This is a genomic window from Phyllobacterium trifolii (genome assembly GCF_014192095.1).
GTDB classification, from domain to species: Bacteria; Pseudomonadota; Alphaproteobacteria; order Rhizobiales; family Rhizobiaceae; genus Phyllobacterium; species Phyllobacterium trifolii.
Window position 1 is genome coordinate 23733 of record NZ_JACHXN010000007.1, and the last position, 23424, is coordinate 47156.

The 23424-nt window shown below is 56.0% G+C and carries 28 protein-coding genes and 7 pseudogenes; 14 read left to right on the plus strand and 21 right to left on the minus strand.

The genetic code is table 11. The features are described 5' to 3' along the window. Positions 1-5: 5 nt before the first annotated feature. The 4 genes from FHS21_RS12210 to FHS21_RS12225 all read left to right on the plus strand — a co-directional run bounded on the left by FHS21_RS12210 (position 6) and on the right by FHS21_RS12225 (position 4182). Positions 6-2210 carry a xanthine dehydrogenase family protein molybdopterin-binding subunit gene (locus tag FHS21_RS12210; RefSeq protein ID WP_183661990.1) on the plus strand — a complete coding sequence of 735 codons (2205 nt, stop codon included), beginning with the start codon at positions 6-8 and terminating at the stop codon, positions 2208-2210. A 199-nt stretch (positions 2211-2409) separates the two neighbouring features. Next, positions 2410-2766 carry a hypothetical protein gene (locus FHS21_RS12215; protein WP_183661992.1) on the plus strand — a complete coding sequence of 119 codons (357 nt, stop codon included), beginning with the start codon at positions 2410-2412 and terminating at the stop codon, positions 2764-2766. A 220-nt stretch (positions 2767-2986) separates the two neighbouring features. Next, the gene (locus FHS21_RS12220; protein ID WP_183661994.1) at positions 2987-3175 is read left to right on the plus strand and encodes a hypothetical protein; all 189 of its coding nucleotides are present in this window, start codon (positions 2987-2989) and stop codon (positions 3173-3175) included. A gap of 797 nt (positions 3176-3972) precedes the next feature. After that, a complete protein-coding gene (locus FHS21_RS12225) occupies positions 3973-4182 on the plus strand; it encodes a cold-shock protein (protein ID WP_162702154.1) in 210 nt (69 codons plus the stop codon). Between the two features lie 123 nt (positions 4183-4305). On the opposite strand, the gene FHS21_RS12230 is transcribed toward FHS21_RS12225, so the two are convergent. The 4 genes and pseudogenes from FHS21_RS12230 to FHS21_RS12235 form a co-directional block, all read right to left on the minus strand. Further along, positions 4306-4671 carry a hypothetical protein gene (locus tag FHS21_RS12230; RefSeq protein ID WP_183661995.1) on the minus strand — a complete coding sequence of 122 codons (366 nt, stop codon included), beginning with the start codon at positions 4669-4671 and terminating at the stop codon, positions 4306-4308. Continuing rightward, positions 4672-4758, minus strand: a pseudogene (locus FHS21_RS31490) (DUF6766 family protein); the annotation flags it as partial. It lies immediately after the preceding gene. A gap of 15 nt (positions 4759-4773) precedes the next feature. Further along, a complete protein-coding gene (locus tag FHS21_RS31320; RefSeq protein WP_312879866.1) occupies positions 4774-4878 on the minus strand; it encodes a DUF6766 family protein in 105 nt (34 codons plus the stop codon). Between the two features lie 31 nt (positions 4879-4909). After that, the gene (locus FHS21_RS12235) at positions 4910-5326 is read right to left on the minus strand and encodes a GTP pyrophosphokinase (protein WP_112532511.1); all 417 of its coding nucleotides are present in this window, start codon (positions 5324-5326) and stop codon (positions 4910-4912) included. A 172-nt stretch (positions 5327-5498) separates the two neighbouring features. Between FHS21_RS12235 and FHS21_RS12240 the strand changes: the two are divergent. The 3 genes and pseudogenes from FHS21_RS12240 to FHS21_RS12250 form a co-directional block, all read left to right on the plus strand. Then, a pseudogene (locus FHS21_RS12240) lies at positions 5499-5646 on the plus strand (CsbD family protein). 43 nt (positions 5647-5689) lie between these two features. Further along, positions 5690-5959: a hypothetical protein gene (locus FHS21_RS12245; protein ID WP_112532512.1), complete on the plus strand. Its 270-nt coding sequence runs from the start codon at positions 5690-5692 to the stop codon at positions 5957-5959. A gap of 242 nt (positions 5960-6201) precedes the next feature. Beyond that, a pseudogene (locus tag FHS21_RS12250) lies at positions 6202-6585 on the plus strand (cysteine hydrolase family protein); the annotation flags it as partial. Positions 6586-6627: 42 nt separating this feature from the next. On the opposite strand, the gene FHS21_RS12255 reads toward FHS21_RS12250, so the two are convergent. The 8 genes and pseudogenes from FHS21_RS12255 to FHS21_RS12290 all read right to left on the minus strand — a co-directional run bounded on the left by FHS21_RS12255 (position 6628) and on the right by FHS21_RS12290 (position 11585). Beyond that, the gene (locus FHS21_RS12255) at positions 6628-6813 is read right to left on the minus strand and encodes a hypothetical protein (protein WP_183661996.1); all 186 of its coding nucleotides are present in this window, start codon (positions 6811-6813) and stop codon (positions 6628-6630) included. A gap of 761 nt (positions 6814-7574) precedes the next feature. Then, the gene (locus FHS21_RS12260; protein WP_112532515.1) at positions 7575-7787 is read right to left on the minus strand and encodes a hypothetical protein; all 213 of its coding nucleotides are present in this window, start codon (positions 7785-7787) and stop codon (positions 7575-7577) included. A 443-nt stretch (positions 7788-8230) separates the two neighbouring features. Then, a complete protein-coding gene (locus FHS21_RS12265) occupies positions 8231-8530 on the minus strand; it encodes a hypothetical protein (RefSeq protein ID WP_183661997.1) in 300 nt (99 codons plus the stop codon). Positions 8531-8535: 5 nt separating this feature from the next. Next, positions 8536-8772 (minus strand): hypothetical protein, encoded by a 237-nt coding sequence (locus tag FHS21_RS12270; protein WP_112532518.1) that lies wholly within the window; start codon positions 8770-8772, stop codon positions 8536-8538. Further along, positions 8772-9461, minus strand: a complete 690-nt coding sequence (locus FHS21_RS12275; protein WP_246411002.1) for a LexA family transcriptional regulator — start codon at positions 9459-9461, stop codon at positions 8772-8774. Before FHS21_RS12275 ends, FHS21_RS12270 begins: the two co-directional genes overlap by 1 nt. Before the next feature lie 408 nt (positions 9462-9869). Then, positions 9870-10292 (minus strand): hypothetical protein, encoded by a 423-nt coding sequence (locus FHS21_RS12280; RefSeq protein ID WP_183661999.1) that lies wholly within the window; start codon positions 10290-10292, stop codon positions 9870-9872. A 110-nt stretch (positions 10293-10402) separates the two neighbouring features. Beyond that, positions 10403-10764 (minus strand): annotated as a pseudogene (locus tag FHS21_RS12285) (VOC family protein). A gap of 434 nt (positions 10765-11198) precedes the next feature. Continuing rightward, positions 11199-11585, minus strand: coding sequence for an ester cyclase (locus FHS21_RS12290; protein ID WP_183662001.1), 387 nt, complete (start codon positions 11583-11585; stop codon positions 11199-11201). A 117-nt stretch (positions 11586-11702) separates the two neighbouring features. Between FHS21_RS12290 and FHS21_RS31325 the strand changes: the two genes are divergently transcribed. From FHS21_RS31325 to FHS21_RS12310, 5 genes and pseudogenes are all read left to right on the plus strand, one after another. Next, the gene (locus tag FHS21_RS31325; protein WP_312879867.1) at positions 11703-11912 is read left to right on the plus strand and encodes a DUF2213 domain-containing protein; all 210 of its coding nucleotides are present in this window, start codon (positions 11703-11705) and stop codon (positions 11910-11912) included. After that, positions 11822-12164, plus strand: a pseudogene (locus FHS21_RS31495) (DUF2213 domain-containing protein); the annotation flags it as partial. The gene FHS21_RS31325 and the pseudogene FHS21_RS31495, both read left to right, overlap by 91 nt. Before the next feature lie 471 nt (positions 12165-12635). Beyond that, positions 12636-12731 (plus strand): annotated as a pseudogene (locus tag FHS21_RS12300) (BA14K family protein); the annotation flags it as partial. A 113-nt stretch (positions 12732-12844) separates the two neighbouring features. Continuing rightward, on the plus strand, positions 12845-13201 hold the full coding sequence (locus FHS21_RS12305) for a hypothetical protein (protein WP_112532521.1): 357 nt from the start codon (positions 12845-12847) through the stop codon (positions 13199-13201). Next, positions 13198-13428, plus strand: coding sequence for a hypothetical protein (locus FHS21_RS12310; protein WP_158482309.1), 231 nt, complete (start codon positions 13198-13200; stop codon positions 13426-13428). Before FHS21_RS12305 ends, FHS21_RS12310 begins: the two co-directional genes overlap by 4 nt. Before the next feature lie 436 nt (positions 13429-13864). On the opposite strand, the gene FHS21_RS12315 is transcribed toward FHS21_RS12310, so the two are convergent. The 3 genes and pseudogenes from FHS21_RS12315 to FHS21_RS31505 all read right to left on the minus strand — a co-directional run. Beyond that, positions 13865-14119 carry a hypothetical protein gene (locus FHS21_RS12315; protein ID WP_112532523.1) on the minus strand — a complete coding sequence of 85 codons (255 nt, stop codon included), beginning with the start codon at positions 14117-14119 and terminating at the stop codon, positions 13865-13867. A 1173-nt stretch (positions 14120-15292) separates the two neighbouring features. After that, positions 15293-15445, minus strand: coding sequence for an ATP dependent DNA ligase (locus FHS21_RS31500; RefSeq protein ID WP_376772104.1), 153 nt, complete (start codon positions 15443-15445; stop codon positions 15293-15295). A gap of 32 nt (positions 15446-15477) precedes the next feature. Then, a pseudogene (locus FHS21_RS31505) lies at positions 15478-15813 on the minus strand (hypothetical protein); the annotation flags it as partial. 79 nt (positions 15814-15892) lie between these two features. On the opposite strand from FHS21_RS31505, the gene FHS21_RS12325 reads away from it, so the two are divergent. Beyond that, positions 15893-16336 carry a divalent metal cation transporter gene (locus FHS21_RS12325; protein WP_312879868.1) on the plus strand — a complete coding sequence of 148 codons (444 nt, stop codon included), beginning with the start codon at positions 15893-15895 and terminating at the stop codon, positions 16334-16336. Positions 16337-16405: 69 nt separating this feature from the next. Here the strand turns inward: FHS21_RS12325 and FHS21_RS12330 are convergent, their stop codons facing one another. The 6 genes from FHS21_RS12330 to FHS21_RS12355 form a co-directional block, all read right to left on the minus strand. Next, on the minus strand, positions 16406-16555 hold the full coding sequence (locus FHS21_RS12330; RefSeq protein ID WP_183662005.1) for a hypothetical protein: 150 nt from the start codon (positions 16553-16555) through the stop codon (positions 16406-16408). 4 nt (positions 16556-16559) lie between these two features. Next, on the minus strand, positions 16560-16775 hold the full coding sequence (locus tag FHS21_RS12335; protein ID WP_112532121.1) for a hypothetical protein: 216 nt from the start codon (positions 16773-16775) through the stop codon (positions 16560-16562). Between the two features lie 105 nt (positions 16776-16880). Continuing rightward, complete coding sequence (locus FHS21_RS12340; RefSeq protein ID WP_183662007.1) at positions 16881-17123, minus strand: hypothetical protein; 243 nt, start codon at positions 17121-17123, stop codon at positions 16881-16883. A 222-nt stretch (positions 17124-17345) separates the two neighbouring features. Then, positions 17346-17582, minus strand: coding sequence for a DUF982 domain-containing protein (locus FHS21_RS31510; RefSeq protein WP_183662009.1), 237 nt, complete (start codon positions 17580-17582; stop codon positions 17346-17348). 478 nt (positions 17583-18060) lie between these two features. Continuing rightward, positions 18061-18330 carry a hypothetical protein gene (locus FHS21_RS12350; RefSeq protein WP_183662011.1) on the minus strand — a complete coding sequence of 90 codons (270 nt, stop codon included), beginning with the start codon at positions 18328-18330 and terminating at the stop codon, positions 18061-18063. Continuing rightward, on the minus strand, positions 18318-18650 hold the full coding sequence (locus FHS21_RS12355; RefSeq protein ID WP_183662012.1) for a DUF982 domain-containing protein: 333 nt from the start codon (positions 18648-18650) through the stop codon (positions 18318-18320). Before FHS21_RS12355 ends, FHS21_RS12350 begins: the two co-directional genes overlap by 13 nt. Positions 18651-18822: 172 nt before the next feature. Between FHS21_RS12355 and FHS21_RS12360 the strand changes: the two genes are divergently transcribed. After that, positions 18823-23265: an autotransporter outer membrane beta-barrel domain-containing protein gene (locus FHS21_RS12360; RefSeq protein ID WP_183662014.1), complete on the plus strand. Its 4443-nt coding sequence runs from the start codon at positions 18823-18825 to the stop codon at positions 23263-23265. Positions 23266-23424: the final 159 nt, after the last annotated feature.

Genomic DNA, 23424 nt, shown 5'->3' on the forward strand with positions numbered 1-23424 from the left:
AAAAGATGGATCAAGAGCAGACGGTCACGGGCAAGAGCATTTTCCGAATTGACGGACCGCCGAAGGTTCGGGGCGAGGCCAAATATGCTGCCGAATATAAAGTTCCCGATCTCCTGCATGCGTACGTTGTGACGGCGTCGATCGCCAAGGGGCGGATACTGTCAATCGATCTCTCTGCCGCCAGACAATTCCCGGGCGTGGTCGAGATTCTGTCGCACAAAAATCGCCCATGGTTCTGGCCGGTCTCGTTTCTTTATAAGGATGCAGCGGGTCCGCCGGGAAAACCGTTCATGCCGCTCTACGACGACCGCGTGCATTTCAGCGGTCAACCCGTGGCTCTGGTTATAGCCGAAAGCTATGAGGCCGCGCGCGATGCGGCCGCGTTGGTCGGTGTCACGTATAAGGCCGAGCCACATGCAACCGACCTCGCAAGATCGCCGGCGTTCATACCGCGGAAACACCGGATCGGCGTCGCCCCTGTCCCTCATCCGACGGGAGACGCCGACCGGGCGTTCGCAAGTGCTCCCGTGAAAATCGAGGCGGCCTACACCACCTCTCCGGAAAACCATCATCCCATGGAACTGTTTGCAACGACGGTGGAATGGGGTGACAACATCGTCACGGTTTACGACAAGACGCAGAGCCCAAAGAGCGTGGAACTCTTTCTAAAAGTCGCGTTCCGCTTGATCGGACGCAAAGTGCGGGTTGTCAGCAGCTATGTCGGCGGTGGGTTCGGTCTTGGTTTGCGGCCCCAGCAATCGGTCTTTCTGGCTGTGATGGCCGCAAAGTCACTCAAGCGGTCGGTCCGGCTGGTGCTGCCGCGCGACCACATGTTTGCGCTCGGGTACCGAGCCAACACCGTCCAAACCGTCTCGCTCGCGGCCGACGAGAAAGGCCGCTTGCAAGCGATCAGGCATAAGGCCATTGCCGCCACCTCGCAATTCGAGGATGCCCAGGATCCGATTCTGCTGTTCTCTGCTAGCCTCTATCGCTGCGACAACGTCAAACTCAACTACGAACTGGCGAAACTCGACACCGTTTCGCCATGTGACATGCGCGCTCCGGGTGCGGCGACGGGAATGTTTGCGCTGGAATCCGCAATGGACGAGCTGGCTTATGCCCTCGGGGCCGACCCTCTGGCTCTGCGGCTCACAAACTACACCGAGCGCGACCAGAGCGAAAACCGCCCGTTCAGCAGCAAGGCTCTGCGTGAATGCTACGCTCAGGGAAGCGAGCGCTTTGGCTGGGACAAGCGCAGTCACGCGCCGCGGTCGATGCGGGAGGACAAAGAACTGATCGGCTGGGGCATGGCTACAGGAGCCTGGGAGGCTGCGATGTCACCAGCGCCCGCGCGGGCAGAAGTAAGGCTCAGAAGCGACGGTAAGTTTGAAGTAACATCGTCCATCACCGACATTGGCACGGGGACTTACACGATCCTCAGCCAGATTGCAGCGGACGAGTTGGAGACGCCAATTGAACGTATTGTTGTACGGCTCGGGGATTCAGCGTTACCCTTCAATCCCATCCAGGGCGGCTCATGGACGGCAGCAACCTCTGGCGCTGCCGTCCAGTCCGCTTGCCGCAAGCTCAAGGCCAAAATCACGTCGCAGGCTAAAAAAGCGGGCGTTCTGGACCGTCGGCCGGGTACGGAACTGCTTTCGGCCTCTGCTCTTGCCGATTTGTTGAAACTCCGGCGCGGCGGCGAACTAAGCGCCACCGGCACGATGTTCAGCCCCCCGTTCGGCAAGAGATTTTCCAGTGCCACCCATGCAGCGGTGTTTGCCGAAGTCCGGGTCGACGAGGAGCTATCGGTGGTTCGGGTCACCCGCATCGTTTGTGCTGTAGCCGCCGGCCGCATCCTGAACCCGACCACTGCCCGCAGCCAGATTATCGGCGCAACTGTCATGGGGATCGGCAAAGCGTTGCACGAGGATACCGCCTACGATCACAACCTCGGGCGCTGCATGGCGCACAGTTTCGGTGACTATCACATTCCTTCCAATGCCGACGTGTACGACATAGACGTGGTTTTCGTCGACGAAACGGATACCCAAGTCAGCCCGCTTGGCGTGAAGGGCGTGGGCGAAATCGGAGTCGTTGCTGTGGCACCTGCCATCGCAAATGCAATTTTCCATGCGACGGGACAAAGGATGCGAGATCTGCCGATCACCATCGATCGTCTGGCTCGCGCCAGAAGCCGTGCCTCTTAGCAAGCTAGGAGCAAAGCTTCTCTCTTTGTCGGGGAGGCGGCGCCGGGGTGCTTCAGGAAACTCGCGCTGCATTTCAAGGAATCATCGTAGACCCAAATTTTGCGGAACAGCAGTTGATCTGCCCGTTCATCCGATCCCAACAGGAACCTTCCTGCCGAACAACGGTTGTTGTCACAAGGCACCTATGGAGGAGACCGTTATGAAACCAATTGCTTCAATTTTTGTCGCCGCCGCTATTTCCGCGATGGCGATGTCAACTGCCGTGGCTGATTGCCCGGACGCAGCGAAGAAAGACAGCCAAGCGGGCATAGCGAAGGACGGCACGAAAGCCCCGATGCAGGACAGCGCCAACAGCACGACCCAGACTGGAGCCGCCAGTGTGGGCACCACGACAAGCTCCAGCACGGCAGCCAAAACCGAGCAAAAGTCCGGCGACGCGATGCCCATGGCGGCCGACAAAAATCAGGCGGCATCGCAGCAGGATGTCCAGGCCCAGCAGAAAGGCGACAAGACTGCCGCCGCTTCGGCCGATGCCGACAAGGATTGCAAAAGCTAAAGTTGGCAACCGTTGGACACGTAGACCATGACGCGTCCAACGGAGAATGTCCCACAAACAATTGGCTTTGCGGCAGAGTCTGTCTGCTGCCTCCTTTGCGATGTGAGTATCTGCGCAGACAGCAAGGCACACCAAAAGCCACGCCGCGGCTGACGAGAGGTGGCGGAACGAAGGTATAATCTGGCCGTTGAGCTCGGCGAAGTAACGAGGAGGACATGCGATGGGTATCGAGCAAGCTCCAACAGAAAAAGGCAGGCAAGCCGCGCGCGGATTGAGAAAGAGCGCCGCAGCGGATGAAAAGAGGGTCGAGTCGCAAAAAGGTTCTGACCTCGCCAAGGGTGCAGATCGCTTTGAGGAACGCTCGAAAAGTTCCGACGGCAAGAGCGCGGGAAAAAAGCAGGGCCTTTGAACGGCAATTCCGATGTTTACCAAGAAAGTCCGGCGCTCGAACTGATTGCCGACAGACGGTCTAATGAAGGGAGGCCGAAGTCGCAAGGTTCCATGGAGATGAGCGATGCTGAAGGCTCTTGCTGGAATTTTGCTGATTGCTGGCTTGCTCTCTTCGGCTTGGGCGGCGCTCAGTCGTCGACTGAGCCGGCCGCGCCAATCACCAGACAATCAAAACTCGCACGCCTTGGAACCTCGCGGGCAGGGGCTGAAGTTCCTCGGATTGACGCGAAACACTCCGGCGATAGTTCTGAACGCGAAGCCGACTTGGCGAAGGTCATCCCAGTCGCTTTAACCCCCAACACCCGGCTTGGGCCCGATTTCGATTTTCTACCTCACCTTTTGCGTGTGCAAGCGGTGCAACGGAGCATTCTAAGGCTTTCAGGCTCATCGCCGGTGAGCTTTTCGCGGCACGATAAAGGACCTTGGGGGCGAGCAGAACGGCGTGCTTGCAGCGGGTGCAAGTAACGCGGAGAACTTGCCAGTCACTAAAATCGGATAGGCGCATTGCGAGCGGGTCTCAGGTTGGACGCGGTTCGCAACACACATGAAGCGTAATTCTGTTCGCTGTGGCGGGCAATCGCCCGAAGCCGGGTTTTTTTGCTTCCCACTGAAAGCCGAGGAATTGAATTTGTTCCACAGCAAGACCAGCATTCTGGTCACAGTACTCCGAACGACAACAATTCGGCTCCAAGGCTTGATACAGGATGCGTCGAACGATAACGATATTGTTCGAACTTGCTACCGGGAGGATTCATCGTGGCAACAGGTACTGTGAAATGGTTCAATGCGACCAAGGGCTTCGGTTTCATCCAGCCCGATGATGGCGGCGCTGATGTCTTCGTCCATATTTCTGCCGTCGAGCGCGCCGGAATGCGCAGTTTGAACGACGGGCAGAAGATCAACTACGAAATGGTGCGCGATAACAAATCCGGCAAAATGTCTGCCGATCATTTGAGCGCGGGTTAAGCCGTCTCAGCGAACACCAAACAACAGCCAAGGCGGGATCGCGGTCCCGCCTTTCTTGTCGTGTCCCGGCAAGCAAACCGTTCCGGTATTTCCTCAGGGGAGGCTGCGAAAAACGCAGGAAAATTACGGGATCATTGGAGACGACCGCTGCCTTCGGCGCTCGACTGACCGCGCCCGTTGCCGCGCCAATCGCAGCTCGCTCAAAGTTGGCTGCCACCATCCGCGTGAACGCTGCATCAGCTTGGGCTCATGACGAGCAGCCCATGGTGCTACGAGCTCCGCAAGCGTCGGCGCTCGCCATCTGCCCCAGACGTAGTTGATCATGCCGAGAGCAGCATGCGGCTTCCCGGATACCTCCGTAAATGCGAGGATGCCATAGCCCTCCATTATCAACGGACGCTCGAGTAACGGCAGATATTCGGAAGGCAAGGAGGTATCGTCGGCGTCGCCGTTCGGATAATGAAGCTGAGCGGCCTTATAAGTCGCCATTTGTAACCCCTCGCTCTCCCAATTTTCAAACAGCGCCGACAAGAAGTTTTCGTTGGTTAAGCATTGGGCGATTGATATTGAAGCCAAGCCATATTGCGCCAGCTATGTGTGTTCATGGTAGTGGCCAGCGACAGTCATTCCGATCATGCTAATGAGGAACGCTGTCAAAAGGGCAATCGTCAAGCCGTTGTTGCGCAGTATACGCATATCGCTTCTCCGGTGCGAGACTCCATCGCGTTCACGAAAGCCGCGCCAATGCCTCTTCATACTTGGCCAGCTTCTCCCGCGCTTTGGGATCCTCCAGGTGCGATTTGACCTTTTCGATATTGTCTTTCAGGTCAGCGATTTTAACGCGCCGTCCAAGGCTGTTTTCTCGCGTACGCCCGACAAAGTCGAAATACTCTTCGCCTTGGCGACGGCTGACTGAAACGATGGCATCCAGGATATGGCCGGGAAGTCCTTCCGCGCGCAGGCTGTCGAGCGTCAACGCAGTTTTCTCGACAACGTCATGCAGGACACCGACGATCCTCTCATCCTCCGTATCCAGGGCGAGCATTACCCTCAAAGGGTGGAAGATATATGGTTCTTTATCGTCGGCAAGGTGGCCGGCATGGGCGCTGGCAGCAATTGAGATAGCGTGCTCCAAAGAGGTCATGTGGGTTTCTCCCAGCGCTTGGTGATAGCTCTCTCTCTCTAATTCTCCGGGGTACAAGGCGTTCCATCTGACATGGGTTTCTTTCGCGGGCGTCTGCACGGTGTTGCTGACCATTCCTTTGGAACACGCAACTCGCTGGTGCGTTTCAGTCCAACCAACAAGGAGATGTGTCCTGGACTGGAATCGCGTGGAAGGCAATTGGATACGTCATGGCCGGAAAGCGTGACCAGCTGGAAGGCAAGATCCAGGAACGGTACGGCAAGGCGAAGGACGAAGCCAGTCGCGAGATTGACGATTGGTACAACACTCAGGCCTGGTAGGCTTCATAGCGCTCTATCTGCGGCAAATTGAGGAGAAAAGAGGATGACAGACAGCAAAACAACAACCGACCACAAAACAATTCAGCGGTGGTCTGAAGAGCGCAAAGGTGTTCCGTCCAAAGTGGCAGAAAGCGGCGAGGGCGGCATCCTGAGGATTGATTTCGGCAAACCGGAAGAAGGTTTGAAGAAAATTTCCTGGGAAGATTTCTTCAAGGTCTTCGACGAACGCAGACTCGCCTTTCTTTATCAGGACAAGACTGCCGACGGCAAAATGAGCCGCTTCAATAAATTCGTCGCCAGAGACGGGTCATAGACGCCATTGGCTTCTGGTTTACGGTTTGGACCCATAAGAAAAACCTCGGTCCATCTATGTGTCGACATGCAAGGATTGTTTGCGCGGGGAAGTCCGTGGGCCGTTCCCTGGTTTGATCGCGTCTTGCCCAACATTCACAAGCTCGTAGAGACCAACGCAGCACGAACAATTTTCACAAGGTTCATCCCGCCCATGACCCCGACACTGCGGGAGGTGCTTGGAAGCGCTATTATGGGAAATGGCCCGAAATGACCCTCAGTCGGGTCGACAAATCGCGTGTCGATCTGGTTCCGGAACTCGCCCTGTATGTTCCGCCTGCGAGGCTGTTCGACAAACATACCTATTCTCCATGGGTGTCAGGCCAATTGCACTCTGCTCTGACGAAGTCTGGAATCGATACCCTTATCGTCTCGGGAGGAGAAACCGACGTTTGTGTGCTGACAACGATATTGGGGGCTGTCGATCACGGGTATCGCGTGATCGTCGTAACGGACGCTGTGTGCAGCTCTTCGGATGATGCCCACGATGCGATACAATTATTTTTTAACCAAAGGCTGTCCCAACAGATCGAGACAGCCGGGGTGACCGAAATCCTCGAAGCGACGCCGTTGATCTGGCAACCGTAGTGCCGAAGCCTGCCTCAAGGGGCTCATTTTCGGCACGAGACGTTACGGCCGCGGCAAACTGCAAGATTCGTCGACCTCGCCAATACTCGATCTGAGGCTTGCAGCCTCTTCGAACGCTTCATCGATCAGGTGTACCAGAAGACCATAACCTTCAGGGCTGGCCCTATCGCGAACTTCGACTAGAATGTCGCAAATGTCATCAATAGCGAGGCGGTTGCTTCCATCCATTTGAAATCCCTCCGCATGGGATGTTGAGGTCGCGAAGTCCAATAAGGGGGCGCTCACACACCTTGAGCAACGGTTATGCGCTCGTTGGCTGCACACCATGGCAACTTGCCGGATGAAGTGTGGAAGAAAAGCAATGCCACTTCCCGAAGGAAGGGCGGCTCTCGGCAATGGTATACTGGTGTAAAGGAAGAGGCAAGAAGGGCCAGTTGGCATCAAGCCAATCCTTGCGCGCGAAGCAGCTGGGGTAGCTGTAAAAAAGGTTCGGCGGCTGCCAATATCCTATAGTGGATAAATCTGCCGAGCCCCTGTCTGACATGGTGTCGGTGGCAGAGGCATTAGACCCCAGAATGGGCAAGCCCGATGTCCCGACCTGCCTAAAAACGCAATACAAAAGGCAGGCCGGGTTGCTGACATTTGGGGCTCAGCGATCAAAGCATGCTCCCAATGGGTTAAGATTAGGTGAGACCCGAGGCGGCGTTAAATGGGGCGGTGACACGACGGGCCGGCCGGAGCTCATGAGCTCTCCGGCAAGGGTCCAACGTGTTCGATGAAAAATTGCTCCGGTACTCATTCGAATGGGCTCGGTGAGGCCCGGCGCCCTCCTTGGGGCTCGGATGACCGACGCCGGAGCCTCTGTCGAGACGTGGCCAGCTCGACTCGACCACAACGCACGAACGGGAGTTCTGATTCTAGCGAAATGGCGATAAGTGGCGGGTGGGAAACTGTCCGCCGTACTCTTTCAGCATCGCCGCAGATATGGCTCACGCCTTGCGGAGTATCTGCCCGTCCTTCATTTCAAACACTCCATCTTGTCCACCTTGGCTGTCAAAATCCCGCGCCAATTCTCCCCAATAGCCAATGAATTGTCCGCATGACGAGCAATGTATCGGCGTGACACCGCGCACATCATCAGGAATCTTGAGATAGATCGTACCGCAAGATTTACAATCCAGCTTATGATCCAAGCGTTCCATTAGAAAATGCCCCGTAGTGTCGGCCAAATGCCGAGCACGATTAAATTCCGCGTTTCCAAATTTGTCTAGTCACACCTTTGCGCGAACTTGCTCTCGTCAACCCACGTACTGCAGGTTCACGGCTTTTGCCGCAATCATGTCTTCGTCACGAAGTCCGTCGTCAAATAACCTCATGACGGTCCGAAGCGCGTCCGCTATGCGCTACGATGGTGAAGCCGGTTTCGGCCTCGACCTGTTCGCGTGTCCTGAATTCCTGGTTGAAGAAGTTCGTTGCGTCCATCCGTTGTCGACGGATACGTATGTAGCTGATATCGCTACAATGTTTCAATGATCCTGTAGCGATAATAGAAACAAATCTCGCGAGCGGCTCGTTGAGGCAAAGCCCTTACATTTCACACGAGAAAAACGCCCGCGGCGGCCGGGCGCGTACGAAATTGCACGCCCTAATAGGATTCTCTTTGTAGCCCGAGCAGCAGCCGTAATGTTCTGATTGCGGCTGCTGCCTCATGCATTATCTCGGCTGTTTCATCGTCGTAACGAAACTCAATGCCATACGCGAAGCTAGCCAATTTGCCGGCTAAAGCGCCTTCCTCAACGATTAAGCCTGACAACGCTACGAGCTTTGCACCCCATTCAATGGCTTGTGACGCTTCCATAAGCAGCGCTCTCTTATCTTCTGCGGACTTTGATGACGCGTCCTTCGCACAATTAATTAAGTCGCGACTGATTCCATCGCGAAACATATATTCTATTCCATTTCCGGGACTTCGCCCGATTGGAGGAGGATAGTGGGCGGGTGTTCGCCCACATCCGGTTCGGCTTCGCGCACCCACGCAATCACGCCCGCATGTTTTGGCGCCAGGTCACGAGAAGCACGGACAGCGCGTTCTTCAACGTCGAATTGCATCGCTTCGAACGCTGCGACGTGCTCGCCTTCATCCGATCGGTCAAATGCCATGACTACTATGAGGCGAATGGGATCCATTATCTCGGCTTTATCCAATCAATTGGCGCTGCCCATTTGACTATTTGGTCTACCATATCGGCATACTGTCCGTTGATGCTTGTAAGGGTCCAGCTAGATTCATCTGCTCCTGGCCGAACTGTCTTTACAACGATCCGTCCATCACTCAGTTGCACCACAGCTCTCTTGTTCACGAGCTCTGAGGGAGGAAGCAATTTCGAATAGTATAAAATGGTTCCCTCTTCGTAGACGGGGAACATAGAATCTCCCGCCACTTGGACGGCCACGGTGCCGTGCCGAGCATCAGCGGGTGCTTCAACGGTATCATCGCCACCATTGTCGATTGCCAAGACGGCCGCTCCTGCGCCGACCTTTCCCTTCAGGGGCACATGGATTTCTTTGGGCGCGGTAATACCGGTAATAGCTTCTATGGCAAGGAGCTCTTCGCCGGATATCGTGCGCGAGCCTTTAAGCATTTTATTGACGGCTGCGCGGTCGATGGAGCGGGCGAGGCGTTCCGTTAGCAATCGAGCAAGCTCCGATTGCGAAACACCAGAATCATTAAGGGCGGTTTGTAGCCATTCTGACAACATCCCCAAGGCATAGCGGTTCTTTGTTGAACTGTCTTTTTCCATATTCGCTACATTAATGCTTGCAATTGTTGCGTTATTCGCTACATTTTCAGGCTTGTAACCAGCTCGGACCACCATAAGGAACCCCTTGGACGGCCCTCGGCAGACGCTTCGATCGCGGGAGTTCATCGGGCGTATCGAGGATCTCCGGGGGCAAGCAGGTCAACGACAACGACGGTGGTATCAGTACTGATATTTCGAACGAAACGCCATTTGAGTGCATAATTGTTTGTGAGTTGACGCCAGCCACCCGAATACTATCATCCTTAGCGCAGAACCCGACGCCAGACAGACAAGGCTATTATGGGTGGTCAAAGGCACACAACGCGACTATCCAGGTTATCTTCTTCTTTAAAATGTTGCGCGATGCTGAACTTAGGATCGGACATTTTTCGATCAGCTGAAGCCAGATGCGAAAACTGGTCAGTGGCCAGCTTAGAGCCTGGCAAAGCAACTTTGCTCCTGCAAAACGATTGTGATTGATCCTCAGATTTTATCTCTGTTAGCCCGCTCGAAGCCTTCGTTCCATTGCTTCCAGTGGCGTGAGTTTTCGCGGTAGGGATTGTCCAGCTTGACGCCAGTTTCTCTGGAGCGGCGAGCGTCTCTCAGCCCATTGTTGTAAGGGACACCCTGCCTCCGGTCGATCTCGGGTTTTGGTTTGATCGCTCCGAGTTTGATCGAAGCTTTGACTACGGCCATCAGTGTATCGAAGTGCTGTTTGAGGTTCATCTTTTCAGAATACTTATCTGTAATGTTTGAACAATAGGTGTGACCAATGCGCTGGACCAAAGGTGAACCCGAGCAGGCGATGGCTGATCCCATCCTTGTCTCGCACAAGGACTGATGCCTGCCACGTGGCAGGAACACGGTGGTTCTGACATCGGCGTGAAGGCGACGGGCGATACTCACGCTCCGTTCTTTCATGGCATCATTGAGCCAGGCAGCATAACGAAGTGGTTCAAGCCGTCATGAATCTCGCGGCATTCTTGGCACTCGTCGCAGTTGTCTTCGTATTGCGCTCAGCTGAGTTCTTGGGCGAGTCCGATGAGAAGCCCACCAGGCCCGCGGATGTAGCAGAGCCGATACACGTCTTTATACTCGACTACTTCACCTACCAGCTGCGCGCCGCGCGTGTGAAGCTTCTCAAGTGTCTCGTCTATGTCGTCTACAGTGAACATGCAGCGGAGGTAGCCGAGGAACGAAGCGTGAGAGCTCGAGTCGGTTGTGGCCGTCCGGTGTGCGCATCATGGCAATCTCGACATGCTGATCGCCCAACCCAGTGACACGTCCGGCCATTCTCTTTTATCGTGGCCCGCCCTTCGAGCTCAAGGCCAAGTTCGAAAGCTTGTGCAAGGCGGGGGGACCCGATCGTTGAGAACAGTCACCGCCAAATGCAATGGGGAAGCCATGACCCGCCACTAGCAAGCGGTGTGGATTGGATACTCGTGCCAATGCAATAGAGCATGGTGGTGATTCCAGGGCAGAGGGGCTAACGGATTAAGACGGCGAGGCGATGGCCAGCGATAGCAATTACCAGCAACAGTTGTCCCATCCATCTGCAATGGTTTACAAGGTCTGCGAGCCACGCATTCTTGGCACTTTGGTCGGGAGTTGGAAACGATAGGTAACGGAAGCCTACAACTGTCATCCCAATCCGGCGCAAAACATAATGAACTCGTGAAGCGCTCTCCGATGTTTGGTGAATACCTTCTCCGGAAGACGGCAGCTTACCCGGACTTGATGGCTTTATCGACGAATACGGGAAGCTGTCCGAGCAAGAGCCAAGCGAAGAAGAGCTGATCGCTTCCACAACGCCTAAAGCTGAGCCTCGATAGCTGCCTTATCAACCATCGACCATACTTCTACGATCTTTCCGCCACGAAATTCGTAGAAGACATTCTCGGTAAAGGAAACCTTCTTGCCATTTACTGGAAGGCCAAGGAACGCAGCCTTCGGAGTGCAATCAAAGGCTAACCGGCTGGCAACGTGGGAAGAGTCTGTGACCAGCAGTTGAATGTTGAAATGGAGGTCGGGGATTTGTTCAAAATCTCGTTCGAGCATTTCGCGATACCCAATCAGTCCGATTGGTCGGCGATTATGGATCGCATTCTCGTCAACGAATAGTTCCAGGTTCGGCCAATCCTGTCTATTCAAGCAGGCTATGTATTCTCGATAGATATCTGAGAGTTTCGGATCACTCACGTCAACTGCTCCTGTTTCTGGGACGCTTCGGTTCGCACAACCCCGCGCTAGATTGAAAACGCCTGAACTCCGGCAACGCTCCCATTAATTTAACCACAGCCGAAGGGCGCCCAAATCATGCAATTCACAGATGCTGTAACTGTCGCGGGAAAGCGTCGGCGTGATGACGGCTACCTTGTTGCCGATGCTCGTATCGCGCGTACCGGTATTCAGAACTATCTTGGTTCGGAAGTCGGCAGCCGGATATGGCGCTGGTTCGCGTCTATCAGCCAGGATCCGAGGTGTTCAGCGATGAAACCTTGCGAGGCGCTGCCCACCGTCCGGTGACGAACGATCATCCAGACGAGCATGTCACGTCCAAGAATTGGAAAGACTATGCAGTCGGACAAACGGGCGACGAGGTGACGGGCGAAGGCATCTTCATTCGCGTTCCCCTGATGGTCAGCATTGAAAGCGCCATCATCGACATCGAGGCGGGCAAGCAGGAGTTGAGCGCCGGGGTACACCTGCGACCTCGATTTCACCGCCGGTACCACGCCAGCGGGCGAGGCCTACGACGCCATTCAAAAGAATATCCGGCTCAACCACGTTGCCATCGTGCCGTACGGCCGCGCCGGAAAACGGGTTCGCATCGGTGACGCGAGCGCATGGGAGATCATGACCTTGAAGACGGTTAAGTGCCATCCGGCCCGCGAGACGTCACGCGGCTTAGCCCGGCCTGAACCAACGTCTATTTCGAAATGCAGGCTCGAATCTAAAAGTTCTGTTCATGTTCCATTAACACCCAAAGGCGCACCACTCAGCGCATTGTTAACAGGAGCTACTATGAAAAGAACCGTCTCGCTATTTATTGCAGGAATCATGGCCGCCTTCATGGGCCTGACATCGCTTGGTACGGCATCCGCAGCGCCGGTTGCCATACAGGTTCCTGCCGCTTCGAACGTTGTGCAGGTACAGTACAGTGATAAACGCCGATACGAACATCGGAACGAAAAGAAGCGTTGGGAGCGGCATGATCGTCGCCACGATCGGTATGAAAACCGTCGTGATCGTCGTGGCTACTGGAACGGCCACCGTGGTTATCGCGAACATCGCCGCGGCTACCGGCGTCACAGTGACGGGTATTGGTACCCATTGGCGATCTTCCGCCTCTAAAAATAGTCCACTGCTCTGAGTAGCTGAAGGCGGTCCTTGCGGGCCGCCTTTTGTATGGAGAGATTAATGCCCAAGCCTCCTCCGACCTTTAAGAAGTTCAACTGATGGCCAGCAATCGAAACATCTTCGAGCAGCTACTCGACAAGTACGATGCAGCCCTTGCCGAAGCGTTCTTTCAGGGCATCGATGCGATCAAATCGCAGGTTACCCTTCGCGTCGTGGTCGAACGTCTGGAGAAGGGCGACATCGCAGGCGCAATCGATGCTATCCAGGTCGAACGTGAAGCATTCTCTGTGCTGGAACTCTTCTTCGCGGACGCCTACAACCCAGGCGGTATCAGTCTGGTCGAGAACCACCTGCCGAAACTGAAAGACTCTGAAGGCAATCGTGTGATCTTCCGCTTCGGTGTCTATAATCCGCAGGGTGAAGCATCCTTCGCGATCATTCGGCGCAGCTCGTGACCCGTATCGTTGACGATCAGCGTGTCGCGATCCGCCAGGCACTTAAGACAGGTCTATCGCAAGGCGGAAACCCTCGATCGACTGCGCTTGACGTGGTTGGCCCGATCAACAGGGTAACAGGCAAGCGCGAAGGTGGCATAATCGTGCTCACGTCGCGGCAGGAACCGCCAGCCAGAACGCGAAGCGGCAGCAGATCGATAACGGCAAGGTTACCGCATCTGACGTAAAGAAGATCTGGAGATCGGCCGGAGACAGCCGAGTCCGCCATGCCCATCGCGTTCCAAACGGCAAGGGTGTCGGTGTCGTCGGGATTGCCTGCACGGCATTCGGTATCAGCCTTGCCAGCTCGATCGAGTGGATATCCAGACTGTTTGAGAGATAGCAGTCGCACCGCCGGTCAGGGCTGCCGGGAAGGGATTGATCAAAAGCCGATGGAAAGGCACGCCTTCATATGCAGGTAACGCCGCGCGGTCTTTTTCATTGTGAAATCGTAGATAAAAATACCATCAAAAGCGCCATGACAAACAAAAGGGCGATCAACCAGGAGATTACAACGGCAACTGTCCGGATCCTCTTCCTGTGACGAGCTCTACGCCCATTCCAGTCATATCCCGGATAGATATCCAACATTCAGACCCTCAAACCAACCAAAGCTCGTAGTGGCTAAACAGTTTCGCCCGCGTCTGTCAGTGGTCGTTCGGCAACCGTTATCCACCAATAATGAAATTCATTCTTCTTGCTGTCACTCCATGCACACCATCTATCGCTAGCTGGCTCCTCCTCATAATGATCGAAATCAGCAATGAAGCTTTCGATGGCGGCGATACATTCTTCACGAGTTGCATAGATCGGCAGCAAAGGTTCATCCCACAGGATGTCCCCAAATGTCGTTTGAACCCCGTGCTTGATCCTGAGCATCGTCGAAGCCTGCCGTGTTTTATGGAAATGAGGCCCGACAGTGCCGATACCTAGAGGGGTACTTCCGTCGAGCCTCGGTCCAGTGGGCACCGGACTTCGACATTTAAATCTAAACGAAGGGCAACCGGCAAGGACTTTGCTACCGGTCTTTGAAATTTCGCTGATACTTGCAACACAGCGCCGCGCCGTCCTTCGGGATAGTACGACGCCTTTTTTGCGTTTTACGTTCTGCGCCGCGGCTTGCTGTTGTGCCAGCGGAAGACTTGGCTGTCGGGGGTCCACGTTCCGGCTCGTCGACGTAGTTTCCAGCTTCGTTGTTGCCTGGACGAATGCAAAGCGCGCCGATCCGGGGGAGAGGTTCCCTTCCCAACAGGATAGCAGGGCATGTTTAGCAGCCGTCAGGTCTCGCTTTCCTCGATCGGCCACTCTTGAGAATCATTTTCTGCCGCTTGAAGCGCCGAGGTGACGACGCGCATCCGGCCCGGAATGGCTTGTCATGATACGAACTCTTTGAAGCGTCTTTCTTCCATCATCGCCAAACGGGAAGCGATCAGCCCCGATTCTGCTAGGTGTTTTAGTCAAATTTTACCAGGTACGGCGGCACCGGGCCCCGAAAACCGCATCATCGCATCCGGCGCCGCACGATAAAAATCACACAAACGGTTACGATGAGGACTATGGCAGCCAAGGGATACATAAGAAAACTGGATGAAAGCAAATTAGCTGGAATGGTCGTCATTTCTTGTTCCTGCGCGCGGGGTTGTAAATTGGTGGGCTCGGACGCTTCCCCGGAAAGGTATGTCGGCGCCGGGGCCGGCCGAAGAGCGCTACCGCTCCCCGACGCGATATGAACCGTTCACGATGTCGGAAGTTCCACCAGGTGAGGAGAGGCCAACCCGGTTTAGGATTCACTGGCAGCAAGGTCGATAAGGCGCATCAAAGAGTGGCAAGCCTGATGTCCCGACCTGCCGGATACGCAATACGAAAGCAGGCCGGGTGCCGACACAGTGGCACTATAGTCAGCATCCAAAGCGCGCGCGTATGGTTAACAAAAAGTGAGGCCCGATATCGGGGTCACCGTCCGACATCGAGCCTCTTGCTGAGAGAGTGCCAAGCCCCCCAACCACCTAACAACACTAGGACGGGCGGAATGTTCCTCAGAAAATAAAAGCATCAATTCCAAACCTTCAAGCCCTCCAGGTCAAAAACCTCAGCATGGTCAGCTACCTCACGCATCCCCTTGAAAGATGCGTGGCGCAGTTTAACGCCATGGGTCCAGGCGCCATAGTTGATCTCCGCGACCAGTGTCGGCTGCACAAAACGTATCTCTTTCCCTTGATGCCAGGTGCTGGAGGCTTCTCAATTCGCCGGATATCCAGTTGCAGCTGAAGATCACGCGCCAGCTTTGCGGAAAATCCCCTTCCAACATGGCCGACGTAGACCAGCTCGCTGCCATGTCTCGCTGCCAATAGAGGGCTGGCGATCGAGCCCAGCACCTTCACCGATCGCTTATAACCGATCACCGCAAAACGCTCGCTGCTGCTGCATTTGATTTTGAGCCAATCACCGGACCCTGCCAGAGCGGTAGAGACGGTTCCTGTCCTTTGCGATAATCCCTTCAGGGCCGTGCCTGCACGCGTTCGGCAAAAGGAGCTCTCCGTCGGTATCGAATTCTTCTGAAAGCCGGATTGCACCTACGGCGTCCTCGATCAGGGTCGCCAGCATCTACCGGCGCGATGATAGCTCAATGCCGGTAAGGTCGTGGCCATCGAAATGAAGCAGATCGAATGCGTAAACGATGGCTTCCCGCGCTGTCCTTTTCGCCTTGGGTATTGTCGGAACGGGCCTTTTGGCCGTGCCGGTGCTTGGAGGTTCTGCTGCCTATGGAGTCGGGGAGACCCTGAATGGCCGACAGGTCTCAACCGCAAGCCCAAAGAAGCCAAAGCTTTTTATGCAACGATCGCCCTCGCCACAGCCATCGGTGTCGGGCTCAACTTTACCCCGATCAATCCGATGCAGGCGCTCTATTGGAGCGCGGTCATTAATGGCGTCGTCGCTGTTCCGGTGATGGTAATTATGATGCTGATGGCCACCCAGTCACGTATCATGGGCAAACAGACCATTGGCCTGACGCTTCAGATATTTGGCTGGATCGCGACGGTGTTCATGGCATTGGCTGCTATTGCTATGATCGTGACCAATGTCATTCCGTTATGAAGCAGTCATTCAATTTGTTACCGGCCCAAAGTGCCCAGCCCCAGGGCAACCGTTGGCACCGTGCCAGGTTCAGGCAGCGTATGCTCCCAAGTCGTCCACGTACAAGAACCACCCGATCGCGACAGCGATGGCGAGCGCAACAATAAATGCTAAGCCATAGAGACAGTAGGGCAGGTCACGCGGACCGTGTTCCGGATCGTCACCGAAATCTATTCGCATGGGACTATTCCCTGCGTATGATTTGGCCATCGCGCATTTCGAACACGCCGTTGCCGCCGCCTTGCTGGTTAAAATCACGTTCGAGCTCATCCCAACGGCCAAGGAGCCCTCCGCAGGAGCTGCAATAAATCGGAGTGTGGCTCTGGACGTCTTCAGGGATTTCCAGATAGACTGTACCGCAAGCTTTGCAGTCCAGTTTGTGGTCTAGACGTTTATCCATCTGACACCTCCAACATCGGGGCCCCACCGAATTCCACTCTTAATTTTCGTTGCTACAATCGTGTATCTGTCGGCGGACAAAATGGCGCTTTGGTAGGTTGGTATCTCAGTGTTTCGCATATTTGGCGATCTTCATTTTCAACTGCACACCTTTGTAATTTTGGGGAATGCCGGCCTTGGCATGGGCTCTCGCCAGCTTGTCGAGCCAAAGTGCAATGTCATCGGGGATAGGTTCTATTTCATTTGCCCAGGCATTGACCAAAAATACGTCGCATTCTAAGGCGGCTGCTAAATCCAGTTGAGACCAACGTAGAAGTTTGAGACATTCGTTAAATCGTTCTGGCGTCAAAATCACTCCAGGTCCGGTACGTCGCCGGATTGAAACAGAATCGCAGGTGGCCTAGTCATCGATAGCAAATTAAACCCGATCAGCTGGAAGGTAAATTCAGCTGATCGGGCTATTGGCCTTCCTGAAGGGCCATCCCGACCGGGACGTGCCGGGATATAAAGCTAACATGCTGTCCGTAGTGTGAAATCGGACCAAAGGCCTAGTCAACAATAGTCGAAAGCCCTATAGCCGCGTGTGAGTGACGTAAATACCCGTCTCTTTAGCGGCTTCAATTAAGGCTTCCATGCAACTCAACTCGTACAAGTGGCCGCCCCCGGCCGGAGCATCCAAGCATGCCCGCTTTGCTGCCGTGAGCCTGTCGCTGTTCCCCATCGGCCAATGTGCAACAAGCCATATCTCCGCTTCGATTACAGACCGAATGTTCTTCGTTTCACCCAATTGATCGGTAATGGTTACCATAAGGGAACGGTAGATCGCGCATGCCAATAAAACGCGCAGCCCGAAAGGCCGATTCCTTGGGGCGAGAGCCTGGGCGCTAAGCGTCGGATTGTTCGCGATTAGCAACGCGCCAAGCTTTCATATACGCCCTGTAGCGCTGCTTGTTCTCCTGCCGCCACTTCCGGGACCTTGCCGCTGCCTTCGCTTTCTGCTCGGGAGTGGGCGGATTGGCGGACCGCCATTTACGCTGCCTTGCTGCTACCTTAGCCTTACTCTCCGCCCCAGTCACATCATCGCCTTTTGTCATGCGGGCTCCCTATATTTCCGCATCGCCTTTATGCTCGCCGCAATACCATTCCAGCCCATAGCGCTTGTCAAACCGAACGATCCCCACGACGTACAGCCTTCGTGCATGCAGTAATGCTCAAACAGACCGGTTGGAGCTTTGTCTATGTGGGAAGGGTAAGCGGGTTTTTCGGGTGTTTCAGACATCGTTTCTTTAGTCAGCGCCTTCTAGTTTGATGAAGATTTTACCGTAGTTGCCCCAGGGAATGTCCTTACGCGCGGGAAAAACGAAATCGTCAGTCTTTCGGATCCGAAGGTTTGACTGGGTGTATTTAACATTGGCTTCAATACTGAGATGGTCGTTGTCTTCTTCGAAAAAGCAACAGCGTTCCCTTCCAAGCCTGGAGTCCAGCAGTTGCACCAACGCCCAAACTATCGGTGGAGCACTTGGTTCCAGTAATTTAGGATTGGTCATGCCCGCCAAAGCTTGCTCTTATGCCACCGGAAGGACTTGCCTGTCGACGGACCACGCTCCGGCTCATCCACATAATTGCCAGCTTCCTTAGCCGCCTGGATAAATGCAAAGCGTGCCGATCCCGCTGACAGTTTGCCTTCAAGACAGGCAACGAGCGCGTGTTTTGTAGCGGTCAATATCTCGCTTTCCTCGATCGGCCAATCTGTGAGAATCAGCTGTGCGGCTTGAAGTGCCGAGGTGACGACCCGCATCCGGCCGGGATGGCTTGGCATGATGCGGACTTCTTTGAAATACCGTTCTTCCATCGCGAACGAAACGACTCTCTGCACGACTCAGGTCCGTTGGGCGGAGGTATTGAAGGAGTGACGTCAAACAGCGTCATGGCTATGTATAGCGGTAGACAATAGGCGCTTCCTTGAAATCGCATCCGATTCGATGCACTCTGCGATCAAATCTTGGGTCTGTGGCTCTATGCCGACTTGGTTATGGGGAGTGGGCGTCATGGACTTCAACAGTCCTCGGGGAAGCGTGGGAGTAGCGCGCCGCTCAATTCTACTATTATCGACCGCTGCATTGGCGCTAGCCCCGCGTGTGGCACTGGCAAACTGCACCACGGTCACGGGCAATGAAACCGCCGGCTGCACGCTCGGGAGCGCGGGCCAATCGCTGACCATCCAGAACGGCGGCACCCTTAACGGCTGGATCAACATGACGGGCTCAGGCGCCACGGCGACGCTCCAAAGTGGTGGGACATTCCGGTATAATCAAAGCGTGGGGGCTAATGGCAACACTGCTATTTCAATAGGGGGTCCCAACCAGACACTGACCAACAACGGAACGCTGACGAATACAAACAACATCGGTGCCGATGTGATTGGCGCCCACGGCAATGGGTTCATGATTGTCAATGGCGCCACGGGGATAATCGCCAGCACCAACCCCAATGCCGTTTCAAATGCCATTACCGATTTCGTGGCAAATGTTTCTGGCACGGTCATTAACTTTGGAACGATATCGGCGACAGGCGGCGCGAGCGAGGGCACCATCTACATGCCTGCCAATGGTGGCGTCTTTACATTGGACAATCGCCTTGGCGCCACAATTCGCGGGAACGTGTCCGTCGCCGTGAATATCGGTGGCACCAAAGTTACCAACCTGCGCAATGCGGGCACTATCGCGACGGGTGTCGCCGGCGGCACAGCGATCGCGCTTGGAAATGGCAACGACACGGTGACGCTCGAGCCCACTTCCGTCATCACCGGCCTCGTCGATGGCAGAGGTGGTACAGACACTCTCGCCCTCGGTGGTATTGCCCTTAATGGCAGCTTCAACATTGGCCAGATTGGCGCCGCTGCCCAATACCGAAATTTCGAGACTTTCCAGAAGATCGAAGCGGGCACCTGGACCGTCACCGGCACCGCTGCAACGGCAACCAGTTGGACTGCATTGGAAGGGACATTGCGCTTGGGCAGTTCCTCCTTGGGCCTGACTTCCCTTACCGCTGCGGGTGGTGATTTCGCCTATGCCAATGGCGTCGTCATAACCAGCCCTGTCATACTGAATGCTCTGACCCGCCTGATTGTCGAGGGTACCGACAGTGCCACACAAACGGGTGTTGTTTCGGGCAGTGGTGCAATGACCAAGAGCGGCACCGGCACCCTCGTTCTGACCGGGACCAACAGCTATAGCGGTGGCACCACCTTCCTTGGCGGGGTGTTGCAGGTCGCGCGCGATGCCAATCTTGGTGCCGCAACCGGCGGCTTGACCTTCAATGGCGGTACTTTACGTCTGGGGGCCGCGTTTGATCCTGCCGCCACACGGGCGGTTCGGATAGATGGTTCGGGCGGCACCGTCGATACCAATGGCTTCAACGCGACCATGGCCTCGGGGAGCACGGGAACCGGCGGCCTGACAAAGGCAGGGGCAGGCACGCTCACCCTGACCGGGAACAACACCTATACGGGCGGCTCAACCATCGCTACCGGCACGCTGCAACTGGGAAATGGCGGCACGAGCGGCAGCATCGTCGGCGATATCGTGAACAATGGAGCGCTCATCTTCAACCGCAGCGGGACACTTGCTCTATCGGGTCGGATCAGTGGGACCGGCACGGTCGATCAAAACGGCTCCGGGACGACGGTACTGACCGGATTGAACAGCTATACAGGCACGACAACCCTCAATGCCGGCAGTCTTTTTATCAACGGCAATCAGGGAGCGGCGAGCGGGGCGACCAATGTCAACGCTGGTGCAACCCTCGGCGGCATTGGCACAATTGGCGGCGACGTCAACATCGCCAGCGGCGCGACGTTGGCACCTGGAGACGTCGGGGTTCTGCCCGGCACCCTGACCATTAACCAGGATCTCACCTTGGCCAGCGGCTCAACGCTCGAATACAGTTTCGGCCAGGCAAATGTCGCGGGCGGTCCATTCAACGACCTGACGACGGTCAACGGCGATCTCGTATTGGACGGCACTCTCAACGTCGTCGCCTCGCCAGGCGGCTCCTTTGATCCCGGTGTCTACCGGGTCATCAGCTATGATGGAAGCTTGACTAACAACGGACTTACTGTCGGCACTGTGCCGACCCCGACTTTCCTGGTGCAGACCGGTGTTGCCAACCAGGTCAATCTGGTCAACACCAATGGGCTGGCGCTGAATTTTTGGGACGGCGACGCTGGCCCGAAGGACAACAGTGCCGTCAATGGCGGGAACGGTGTTTGGCAGAACATTGCCGGAAACGACAACTGGACGGACCAGGACGGCACGGTAAATGCTCCATTCGCCGATGCAACTTTCGCGATCTTCATGGCAGCTCCCGGAGCGGTCACTGTCGATAACAGCCTTGGCGCGGTCAGGGCGAACGGCATGCAGTTCGCCTCCGACGGCTATGTCGTCAATGGTGACCCACTCACTCTGGCCGGTGCGCCGTCATCGACTATCCGCGTCGGTGACGGCACGGCAGCGGGGATCGGCTACACGGCTAGGATCGATGTGGAACTCACCGGCAATTCCCAGCTGCTCAAGACCGATCTCGGCACCCTGGTTCTCTCCGGGACCAACAGTTATAGCGGCGGCACCACGATCCGGGATGGGATGATCGAGATTGCCCGCGATGCCAATCTCGGTGCGCCAGCGGGAGCCCTTGCCTTTACCAACAACGGCACCCTGCACACGACAGCAGACATTGCGACGGGCAGGTCTGTCGACTTCACAACCGGCCATGGCACCCTGCTGACGGATGCTGCGACCACACTGATGTTGAGTGGTACCCTGACCGGGGCAGGCAACCTGACCAAGAACGGACAAGGCACGCTGCTGCTGACCGGCACTGACTCCCATGGCGGCTCTACCACCGTCAGTGCAGGAACGTTGATGGCTGGAGGAGCCAACGTACTCAGCGCAGCCTCGCCATACACCGTCCTAGGCGGCGCAACGATCGATCTTGGCGGCCACGACCAGACCATCGCCGCGCTCGGCAATGCCGGGCTTGTCCGCTTTACGGCGCTGGGCACAACACTCAACGTTGCGGGCGACTACGCTGGCAATGGCGGCACGCTGCAGCTCGACACTGCCTTGGGCACGGACACGTCCGCGACCGATCTGTTGCGGGTTGGCGGGAATACGTCTGGCACGTCGACGCTGAAGGTCAGCAACACCGGCGGCAGGGGTGCGCAGACGGTAGAGGGTATCAAGATCGTCGATGTCGGCGGTGCTTCGGGCGGCACATTCTCGCTGCTCGGCGATTATGTGATCAATGGCGAACAGGCGGTCGTTGCCGGTGCCTATGGCTATACCTTGCAGAAGAATGGCGTGAGCACCCCTGGCGATGGCGACTGGTACCTGCGCTCCGAACTGACGCCGACGCCTCCGGGTACGTCGCCAACCGCGCCGCCGTCCGGTCCGATCTACCAGCCCGGTGCGCCTCTCTATGAAGCCTATGCGCAGGTGCTGCAAAGCCTCAATGGTGTCTCAAGCCTGCAGCAGCGTGTCGGCAATCGCTATTGGGCCGGGGCGGGCAACAGCGCACTTGCACAAGGCGATGGCCCTGGAACAGTTGAAGCCGCCCCGATGCCTTCAGAAGGCGGCGATACCGTCACCGATGCGCGGGGCATCTGGGCACGGATTGACGGTGCCCATGGCAAGTTCGAGCCAAGGACTTCGACCACGGACGCTGATTACGATATCGACACCTGGAAGCTGACAACCGGCATCGACGGCCAGTTCTACGAGAGCGATGCCGGCAAGCTCATCAGCAGTCTTACCGCCCATTACGGCCATGCCTCGGCCGACATTACCTCGTTCTTCGGTGATGGCTCGATCGACACCGACGGTTATGGACTGGGCGGCACGCTGACATGGTATGGCCAGAACGGCTTTTATGTCGACGGGCAGGCACAGGCCACCTGGTATGACAGTGATCTCACCTCCGACACGCTCGGCACCAGCCTTACCGACGGCAACAATGGTTTCGGCTATGCCTTCAGCCTTGAGACGGGCAAGCGCATCGATCTTGACCAGAGCTGGACCCTGACGCCGCAGGCGCAGCTTGCCTATTCCAATGTCGATATCGACGACTTCACCGACCCGTTCGGCGCCGACGTGTCGTTTGGCAGCGGCGACAGCCTCAAGGGCAGGGTCGGGCTTTCCGCCGATTACCAGAATGCCTGGGAGGATGGTGCCGGCAAGCTGACCCGCACCAATCTTTATGGCCTCGCCAACCTTTATTATGAGTTCCTCGATGGCAACGAGACCGATGTCTCCGGTGTGAACTTTGCCACGGCCAATGACCGCACCTGGGGCGGTATCGGCGCCGGCGGCAGCTATAACTGGAATGACGACAAATATTCGCTCTACAGCGAGGTTTCCATCAACACCAGCCTGTCCAACTTCGCCGACAGCTACAGTCTCAATGGCACCGCGGGGTTCAGGGTGAAGTTTTGAGTCACCGGAATCGGTCCCGACCTGCCGGATAAGCAATACAAAGACAGGCCGGGTGCCGACACAGTGGGCACTATGGTCAGCATTCAAAGCCTGCGCCTGCATAGTTAACAAAAGGCAAAGCCTGAACCTCCAGAACGCATATTACCGGAGCATCGGGCG

What these genes read in the sequence shown, in the direction of transcription:
- FHS21_RS12235 (WP_112532511.1), bottom strand. Translation starts at nt 5,326, where the DNA reads ATGACCTCTTTGGAGCACGCTATCTCAATTGCTGCCAGCGCCCATGCC.
- FHS21_RS12330 (WP_183662005.1), bottom strand. Translation starts at nt 16,555, where the DNA reads ATGCGAATAGATTTCGGTGACGATCCGGAACACGGTCCGCGTGACCTG.
- FHS21_RS12210 (WP_183661990.1), top strand. Translation starts at nt 6, where the DNA reads ATGGATCAAGAGCAGACGGTCACGGGCAAGAGCATTTTCCGAATTGAC.
- FHS21_RS12325 (WP_312879868.1), top strand. Translation starts at nt 15,893, where the DNA reads ATGAAGCAGATCGAATGCGTAAACGATGGCTTCCCGCGCTGTCCTTTT.
- FHS21_RS12265 (WP_183661997.1), bottom strand. Translation starts at nt 8,530, where the DNA reads ATGTTTCGCGATGGAATCAGTCGCGACTTAATTAATTGTGCGAAGGAC.
- FHS21_RS31325 (WP_312879867.1), top strand. Translation starts at nt 11,703, where the DNA reads ATGCAATTCACAGATGCTGTAACTGTCGCGGGAAAGCGTCGGCGTGAT.
- FHS21_RS12335 (WP_112532121.1), bottom strand. Translation starts at nt 16,775, where the DNA reads ATGGATAAACGTCTAGACCACAAACTGGACTGCAAAGCTTGCGGTACA.
- FHS21_RS12255 (WP_183661996.1), bottom strand. Translation starts at nt 6,813, where the DNA reads ATGGATGGAAGCAACCGCCTCGCTATTGATGACATTTGCGACATTCTA.
- FHS21_RS12230 (WP_183661995.1), bottom strand. Translation starts at nt 4,671, where the DNA reads ATGGCGACTTATAAGGCCGCTCAGCTTCATTATCCGAACGGCGACGCC.
- FHS21_RS12215 (WP_183661992.1), top strand. Translation starts at nt 2,410, where the DNA reads ATGAAACCAATTGCTTCAATTTTTGTCGCCGCCGCTATTTCCGCGATG.
- FHS21_RS12360 (WP_183662014.1), top strand. Translation starts at nt 18,823, where the DNA reads ATGGACTTCAACAGTCCTCGGGGAAGCGTGGGAGTAGCGCGCCGCTCA.
- FHS21_RS12315 (WP_112532523.1), bottom strand. Translation starts at nt 14,119, where the DNA reads ATGCTCAGGATCAAGCACGGGGTTCAAACGACATTTGGGGACATCCTG.
- FHS21_RS31320 (WP_312879866.1), bottom strand. Translation starts at nt 4,878, where the DNA reads ATGCGTATACTGCGCAACAACGGCTTGACGATTGCCCTTTTGACAGCG.
- FHS21_RS12270 (WP_112532518.1), bottom strand. Translation starts at nt 8,772, where the DNA reads ATGGATCCCATTCGCCTCATAGTAGTCATGGCATTTGACCGATCGGAT.
- FHS21_RS12275 (WP_246411002.1), bottom strand. Translation starts at nt 9,461, where the DNA reads ATGGTGGTCCGAGCTGGTTACAAGCCTGAAAATGTAGCGAATAACGCA.
- FHS21_RS12220 (WP_183661994.1), top strand. Translation starts at nt 2,987, where the DNA reads ATGGGTATCGAGCAAGCTCCAACAGAAAAAGGCAGGCAAGCCGCGCGC.
- FHS21_RS12260 (WP_112532515.1), bottom strand. Translation starts at nt 7,787, where the DNA reads ATGGAACGCTTGGATCATAAGCTGGATTGTAAATCTTGCGGTACGATC.
- FHS21_RS12245 (WP_112532512.1), top strand. Translation starts at nt 5,690, where the DNA reads ATGACAGACAGCAAAACAACAACCGACCACAAAACAATTCAGCGGTGG.
- FHS21_RS31510 (WP_183662009.1), bottom strand. Translation starts at nt 17,582, where the DNA reads ATGGTAACCATTACCGATCAATTGGGTGAAACGAAGAACATTCGGTCT.
- FHS21_RS12305 (WP_112532521.1), top strand. Translation starts at nt 12,845, where the DNA reads ATGGCCAGCAATCGAAACATCTTCGAGCAGCTACTCGACAAGTACGAT.